At 39.3% G+C, this 7,804-nt stretch carries 7 protein-coding genes and 2 pseudogenes; 7 read left to right on the forward strand and 2 right to left on the reverse strand.

All coding sequences use genetic code 11. The annotated features are described in order from the left end of the window. The 5 genes and pseudogenes from HT703_RS10965 to HT703_RS10985 all read left to right on the forward strand — a co-directional run. A partial coding sequence (locus HT703_RS10965) for a transposase (RefSeq protein ID WP_172930088.1) occupies positions 1-328 on the forward strand: 328 nt, incomplete at its 5' end. A gap of 175 nt (positions 329-503) precedes the next feature. Beyond that, a pseudogene (locus HT703_RS10970) lies at positions 504-982 on the forward strand (DUF1919 domain-containing protein); the annotation flags it as partial. A 101-nt stretch (positions 983-1,083) separates the two neighbouring features. Continuing rightward, positions 1,084-3,213 (forward strand): Tex family protein, encoded by a 2,130-nt coding sequence (locus HT703_RS10975; RefSeq protein ID WP_054392689.1) that lies wholly within the window; start codon positions 1,084-1,086, stop codon positions 3,211-3,213. Beyond that, complete coding sequence (locus HT703_RS10980) at positions 3,200-3,649, forward strand: SprT family protein (RefSeq protein WP_054392685.1); 450 nt, start codon at positions 3,200-3,202, stop codon at positions 3,647-3,649. Before HT703_RS10975 ends, HT703_RS10980 begins: the two co-directional genes overlap by 14 nt. Positions 3,650-3,707: 58 nt before the next feature. Then, positions 3,708-3,980, forward strand: a complete 273-nt coding sequence (locus HT703_RS10985; protein ID WP_054392680.1) for a PspC domain-containing protein — start codon at positions 3,708-3,710, stop codon at positions 3,978-3,980. 137 nt (positions 3,981-4,117) lie between these two features. Here the strand turns inward: HT703_RS10985 and HT703_RS10990 are convergent, their stop codons facing one another. Further along, positions 4,118-4,315 (reverse strand): hypothetical protein, encoded by a 198-nt coding sequence (locus HT703_RS10990; protein WP_023934014.1) that lies wholly within the window; start codon positions 4,313-4,315, stop codon positions 4,118-4,120. 430 nt (positions 4,316-4,745) lie between these two features. On the opposite strand from HT703_RS10990, the gene HT703_RS10995 reads away from it, so the two are divergent. Together HT703_RS10995 and HT703_RS11000 are read left to right on the forward strand one after the other, a co-directional pair. Then, the gene (locus tag HT703_RS10995) at positions 4,746-5,504 is read left to right on the forward strand and encodes an ABC transporter ATP-binding protein (protein WP_000173358.1); all 759 of its coding nucleotides are present in this window, start codon (positions 4,746-4,748) and stop codon (positions 5,502-5,504) included. 1 nt (position 5,505) lies between these two features. Then, a complete protein-coding gene (locus HT703_RS11000; RefSeq protein WP_054392677.1) occupies positions 5,506-7,497 on the forward strand; it encodes an ABC transporter permease in 1,992 nt (663 codons plus the stop codon). A 207-nt stretch (positions 7,498-7,704) separates the two neighbouring features. Here the strand turns inward: HT703_RS11000 and HT703_RS11005 are convergent. Continuing rightward, a pseudogene (locus HT703_RS11005) lies at positions 7,705-7,804 on the reverse strand (thymidylate synthase); the annotation flags it as partial.

The following is a 7,804-nucleotide window of genomic DNA, read 5'->3' on the forward strand; positions in this document are numbered from 1 at the left end:
ACAAGTAGACCGAGAGTTTATAGCTCCCATGATTTACAAGCACAGCATGACAAGCGATTTCTTTGTGGAGTGGTTCAAAACGCAACGCCTCCCTGCTTTGAAGACACCTCATGTTATTATCATGGACAATGCTAGTTTTGATCCCAAGAACATTTTGGATGAACTCTGCATCCAAGATAAACACTTTTTCTTACCTCTACCACCTTATTCACCAGATTTGAATCCTATTGAGCAAGCATGGGCTATCTTGAAAAAGAAAGGAACAGATTTATTAAGGGAAGTCCCAACTATTTTTGAATGTTTGGAACGCTTTTTTAAAACTAAATGATTATATAATTGAAATAAGAAGAAAATCATTATCAGAAAATTATAGGAGGTAGTAAAATTGACTTGCTTAATCAGTGTTATTTTATTACATCAAGGAGATAAAAATAGTTTATTAGAGTCTTTATTAATAGTTGATAGACAAACATTTAAAGATATAGAAGTTATTATTGTAAAGCCAATATAGAACACCTTTTGTTGGTTTATTTATTCTTCCTGATGATTATTATAAACTTACAAAGGATTTTCGGTACTATATGGAACAAGAACTTGTTTTCGAAGAGGAACTTGTTTCACCGAGCTGGACCCATGAAGTTTATCCTTTGGGGCACTTAGGGGATATAGATATTCATTTTCTACATTATTCTAGTATTGAAGAAGCACGGACTAAGTGGGAAAAAAGAAAAAACGCATAAATTGGGATAATCTATATTTTAAATTTGATAATAAAGATTCAGCTAGTGAAGAAATTTTAAATAAGATGGATAATCTTCCTTATTCTAATAAATTAATTTTAGTCAATCGTCCATATAAAAATTTGAAAAGTCAATGTGTTATTCCAGGTCAGGAACATCTTCCAGAACTGGCTATTATGTCTGATCCATTAAATACTTTTGATATCATGGCTTGGTTAAAAAAAGGTGGCAATGCTCTTTAAGTGCAAGTTATTGCGCTGTAGCATATAAATCTATTCCCTACATATTTTTTAAATGTTCTACGAGTTAATTTGAAATGTTTAGCTTGTGGTATAATAGATTCATGGATAAAAAATATGAAAAAATCTCCCAAGATTTGGGAGTGACTTTAAAGCAAATCGATACTGTTCTAAGTTTGACAGCAGAAGGGGCGACAATCCCCTTTATCGCGCGTTATCGCAAGGACATGACTGGTAGTCTGGATGAGGTGGCGATTAAGGCCATTATCGACTTGGATAAAAGTCTGACCAATCTCAATGACCGCAAGGAAGCTGTCTTAGCTAAGATTCAAGAACAAGGCAAGTTGACCAAGGAGTTGGAAGAAGCTATCTTAGCTGCCGAAAAATTAGCAGACGTTGAAGAACTCTACCTACCTTACAAGGAAAAGCGTCGAACCAAGGCAACCATTGCTCGTGAAGCTGGACTCTTCCCACTTGCTCGCCTGATTTTGCAGAATGTAACTGACTTAGAGAAAGAGGCTGAAAAGTTCATCTGTGAAGGATTTGTGACTGGGAAAGACGCCTTGGCTGGTGCAGTTGATATCTTAGTCGAAGCCTTATCGGAAGATGTGACCTTGCGTTCCATGACTTATCAAGAGGTGCTGAGACACTCTAAACTCACTTCTCAAGTCAAGGATGAAAGTCTTGATGAAAAGCAGGTTTTTCAGATTTATTATGATTTTTCAGAGACGGTTGGAAATATGCAGGGTTATCGTACCTTGGCTCTCAATCGTGGGGAGAAGCTAGGTGTCTTGAAGATCGGTTTTGAACATGCGACGGACCGTATTCTTGCCTTTTTTGCTACTCGTTTCAAGGTGAAAAATGCTTATATTGATGAAGTTGTTCAGCAATCCGTTAAGAAAAAGGTCTTGCCTGCTATCGAGCGCCGTATTCGTACAGAATTAACCGAGAAGGCAGAAGAGGGAGCTATTCAACTCTTTTCTGACAACCTGCGCAATCTTCTCTTGGTTGCTCCTCTAAAAGGGCGCATGGTTCTTGGATTTGACCCAGCCTTTCGTACAGGTGCCAAGCTAGCTGTCGTTGATGCAACTGGGAAAATGCTGACAACTCAGGTCATTTATCCTGTTAAACCAGCATCAGCTCGTCAAATCGAAGAAGCCAAGAAAGATTTGGCAGACTTGATTGGTCAATACGGTGTAGAGATTATTGCCATCGGAAATGGTACTGCTAGTCGTGAAAGTGAAGCCTTTGTGGCGGAAGTTCTTAAAGATTTTCCTGAGGTTAGTTATGTCATCGTAAATGAAAGTGGTGCTTCGGTCTATTCTGCCAGCGAACTTGCTCGTCAGGAGTTTCCAGACTTGACCGTTGAAAAACGCTCTGCTATTTCTATCGCCCGTCGTTTGCAGGACCCCCTTGCTGAATTGGTCAAAATCGATCCTAAGTCAATCGGTGTCGGTCAATACCAGCATGATGTCAGTCAGAAGAAACTGTCTGAAAGTCTGGACTTTGTCGTGGATACCGTGGTGAACCAAGTCGGTGTCAATGTCAATACAGCCAGCCCAGCTCTTCTTTCACACGTAGCTGGACTCAATAAAACCATCTCTGAAAATATCGTCAAATACCGTGAAGAAGAAGGAAAAATCACTTCACGAGCTCAAATTAAGAAAGTTCCTCGTTTGGGGGCTAAGGCCTTTGAGCAGGCTGCTGGTTTCCTACGTATCCCTGAAAGTAGCAATATCCTCGATAATACAGGAGTTCACCCAGAGAACTATACTGCCGTTAAGGAGCTCTTCAAACGCTTGGATATCAAGGACTTGAATGAAGAAGCACAAAGCAAACTCAAGTCGCTTTCAGTCAAGGAAATGGCGCAAGAACTAGACCTTGGCCCAGAAACTCTTAAAGATATCATTGCCGATCTTCTCAAACCAGGTCGAGATTTCCGTGATTCCTTTGACGCACCTGTACTTCGCCAAGATGTCCTAGATATCAAAGATTTAGTAGTCGGACAGAAGCTGGAAGGTGTGGTGCGTAATGTAGTTGACTTTGGTGCCTTCGTTGACATTGGGATTCATGAGGACGGTTTGATCCATATTTCCCACATGAGTCGCAAGTTTATAAAACACCCTAGCCAAGTGGTATCCGTTGGTGATTTGGTGACCGTTTGGGTTAAGAAAATTGATACTGAACGTGAAAAAGTCAATCTGTCGCTTCTAGCTCCAAATGAAACTGACTGATTACGTCAAGCATGTTTCGCTAGAAGACTTCGGCAGACCTTTTATCCATCATGTCCAGTGGAATAGGCGTCTACGTTCGACAGGTGGGCGATTTTTCCCAAAAGATGGGCATTTGGATTTCAACCCAAAGGTTTATCAGGAACTGGGTCTGGATGTTTTTAGGAAAATTGTCCGACATGAACTCTGTCATTATCACCTCTATTTTCAAGGGAAGGGCTATCAACACAAGGATCGGGATTTTAAGGAACTTTTGAAAGCAGTGGATGGATTACGCTTTGTACCCACCTTGCCAAATAGCAAATCCAAACCACTCAAGCTCTATCGTTGTCAATCCTGCCAGCAAAGGTATCATCGCAAACGAAGGATTGATACCAAACGCTATCGCTGCGGAGTTTGTAGAGGTAAATTGCTACTAGTAAATCAGCCTGAGGACTGATGAAAGCCGAGCCTACCCGTGATATACTATGACTAACCTAGCAGAAAGAGGAAATATCATGAACAGTAAATTTTATAAAATGAGACGAAATCGCATGATTTCAGGAGTTTTGGCAGGTTTGTCAGATAAGTGGAACTTTGATGTTACCCTTGTTCGTTTTCTATTTGCTATTTTTACAGTCGCAAACTTTGGACTTGGCGTGATTATCTATATTATACTAGCCTCTATCATGCCTACCAAGGAAGAAATCGAAGCAGAAATGTACGGAACAGGCCCACGTAAACGCAAAGAAGCCCAAGCTATTGACGAAAATGATGGATGGTTTTGGTGAGGTTCTACAGAAGATTTGGAATAAGCAAAAAGCTTTAAATCAATAGTCTAAACTGCTTGATTTAAAGCTTTTTTACTTTTAATAATATTTCGCCAGTCTCATCTGTAAACTAAAAATATTATTTTGAACTTAGATTTCTAATCTGATTTTTCATGCTGAGACAATACATTTTTTGATAAATGATGGATACTGATAACAACTGATAGCCAGCAAATAGCATAAGCAGTAGCTGTAATTCTTGTACCGATAAAGTATGTCTTTTCAACTAAGAGCTGACCGATGAATGGAGAGAGGAGATAGAGAAGTCCGATGAGCATATGTTCTTTGTGTTTCATTAAAGCGCACCTTCTTTCCTTATAGGTTGAACGACTTGCAAGTGTTCAATTTAATGGTGTGTCATCTAGGTAAGCTTACTCAAATGATAGTTTCTGCTTCCTCCTTTCCAAAGTAAGCCTTTTCACACTTATATTTTACAATTTTTAAAATAGGAAGTCAAATCATTTTCTAAGTAATTTTGCCTACATTTCCCCCAATCTTACAAAAATGTAAGATTAAAGTCTCTTTTGTAAGGTTAGGTTATGGCAAGCGGTCTTTTTTTGATGTAAACTAGACTCATAAAGAACAAAGGAGTAAGAACATGAAAAAATTATTTCAAGAAAAATTTTCAAAACAACCAAGCCACAAAGAAATCGAGCGTGTTCAACTGGGATGCGCTATGATGCAAGCAACATTTCATTTGATGGGATATTAAGAAAGGAGATTCTCATGACACTTTTAGATGTAAAACACGTTCAAAAAATTTATAAAACACGTTTTCAGGGCAACCAAGTAGAAGCCCTCAAGGATATTCACTTTACCGTCGAAAAGGGTGACTACGTTGCCATCATGGGTGAGTCTGGTTCTGGTAAATCAACTCTTCTCAATATTCTAGCTATGCTGGATAAACCAAGTCGTGGTCAGGTTTACTTGAATGGAACTGACACCGCAACCATTAAAAATTCACAGGCCTCTAGCTTCCGTCGTGAAAAGTTGGGCTTTGTCTTCCAAGACTTTAACTTGCTAGATACTCTATCTGTAAAGGACAATATCTTGCTTCCGCTTGTCTTGTCAAGAAGACCTATTACAGAGATGATGAAGAAATTGGTGGTGACAGCTGAGAATCTAGGTATCAACCAATTGCAAGAGAAGTACCCTTACGAGATTTCTGGTGGTCAGAAACAGCGTGTAGCAGTAGCCCGCGCCATCATCACAGAACCTGAAATTCTCCTTGCGGATGAGCCAACAGGAGCCCTTGACTCCAAATCATCTGCAGCCTTACTTGATGTCTTTGATGAAATCAATGAGCGCGGCCAAACCATTCTCATGGTAACCCACTCCACAGCAGCAGCAAGCAGAGCCAAGCGCGTACTCTTTATCAAAGACGGCATTCTTTACAATCAAATCTACCGTGGAGAAAAGACAGAGCGTCAGATGTTCCAAGAAATCTCTGATACCTTGACTGTCATGGCAAGCGAGGTGAATTAGTATGTTTCGATTAACCAATAAGTTAGCGGTATCGAACCTGATTAAAAACCGCAAACTCTACTATCCCTTTGCACTGGCTGTTCTCTTGGCAGTCACCATCACCTATCTCTTTTACTCCCTAACCTTCAATCCAAAGATTGCGGAAATCCGTGGAGGAACCACCATTCAAGCAACACTTGGATTTGGTATGTTTGTCGTTACCCTTGCGTCAGCCATTATCGTCCTCTATGCCAATAGTTTTGTCATGAAAAACCGTTCCAAGGAACTGGGTATATATGGCATGTTAGGCTTGGAGAAGCGTCACCTGATCAGTATGACCTTTAAGGAGTTAGTGGTATTTGGGATTCTAACTGTTGGAGCGGGTATCGGTATTGGAGCCTTGTTTGACAAGTTAATTTTCGCTTTCCTGCTCAAACTAATGAAATTGAAGGTTGAGCTGGTCGCTACCTTCCAAATGAATGTTGTCATTGCAGTACTTGTTGTCTTTGGATTGATTTTCCTAGGGCTCATGTTCCTGAATGCCCTTCGAATCGCCCGTATGAATGCCCTCCAGCTCTCGCGTGAGAAAGCAAGCGGAGAGAAAAGAGGTCGTTTCCTACCTCTCCAAACTATTCTTGGTTCCATAAGTTTAGGGATTGGCTATTATCTTGCCCTTACGGTAACCGATCCTCTTACAGCCCTAACAACTTTCTTCCTAGCTGTTTTGCTGGTTATTTTTGGTACTTATCTATTGTTTAATGCAGGGATTACAGTCTTCCTACAAATCTTAAAGAAAAACAAGAAATACTATTACCAACCTAATAACCTCATCTCTGTTTCCAACTTGATTTTCCGTATGAAGAAAAATGCGGTTGGACTAGCAACCATCGCTATTTTGTCAACAATGGTTTTGGTAACCATGTCAGCAGCGACTAGTATTTTCAATGCCTCAGAATCCTTTAAAAAAGTGATGAATCCGCATGACTTTGGCATTACTGGAAAAAATGTTGAAAAAGAAGATTTGGACAAACTCTTGAGCCAGTTTGCAAGTGACAAAGGTTATAGTGTCAAAGAGAAAGAAGTGCTTCGTTACAGTAACTTTGGTATTGCAAATCAAGAAGGAACCAAGTTAACTATTTTTGAAAAAGGACAAAACCGTGTCCAACCAAAAACAGTTTTCATGGTATTTGACCAAAAAGATTATGAAAATATGACTGGTCAAAAACTGTCTCTATCAGGAAATGAGGTTGGTCTCTTTGCCAAAAATGACGGACTGAAAGGACAGAAAGCTCTAACTCTAAATGATCATCAATTTTCTGTCAAAGAAGAATTTAATAAAGATTTCATTGTGAACCATGTTCCAAATCAGTTTAATATCTTGACTACTGATTACAATTACCTTGTTGTTCCTGATTTACAAGCCTTTTTGGATCAATTCCCAGATTCGGCTATCTATAATCAGTTTTACGGTGGTATGAATGTAATAAATGTCAGTGAAGAAGAACAACTCAAGGTCGCTGAGGAGTATGAAAAATACCTCAATCAATTTAATGCTCAATTAGACACAGAAGGTAGCTATGTTTATGGTAGCAATCTAGCAGATGCTAGTTCTCAGATGAGTGCCCTCTTTGGTGGTGTCTTCTTTATCGGTATTTTCCTATCCATTATCTTTATGGTCGGAACCGTTCTGGTCATCTATTACAAACAAATTTCTGAAGGCTATGAAGACCGTGAACGCTTTATTATCTTGCAGAAAGTCGGTTTAGATCAAAAGCAAATCAAGCAAACCATCAACAAACAGGTTTTAACTGTTTTCTTCCTTCCTTTGCTTTTTGCCTTCATACATCTAGCCTTTGCCTACCATATGCTTAGTCTGATTTTAAAAGTGATTGGTGTAATAGATACGAATATGATGTTGATTGTGACCTTGTCTATCTGCGCTATCTTCCTCATCGCCTATGTGCTGATTTTCATGATTACTTCAAGAAGTTATCGCAAGATTGTCCAAATGTAAAAAAAGATACCTCGACTTGAAAATCGAGGTATTTCTTGTATTTTATACTCAATAAAAATCAAAAAGCAAACTAGGAAGCTAGCCGCAGGTTGCTCAAAGCACTGTTTTGAGGTTGTAGATAGAACTGACGAAGTCAGCTCAAAACATGGTTTTGAGGTTGTAGATGAAACTGACGCTGACGTAGTTTGAAGAGATTTTCTAAGAGTATTAAACGGCTAGGTCAAACTTCAACTGCGGCTTAACAGGGTCATAATCTACCAACTCAAAATTCTCTGCTTTAATATCAAAGAAATTGGTCCCATCTGGA

Source organism: Streptococcus sp. 3874 (genome assembly GCF_013276425.1).
Taxonomy (GTDB): domain Bacteria; phylum Bacillota; class Bacilli; order Lactobacillales; family Streptococcaceae; genus Streptococcus; species Streptococcus pseudopneumoniae.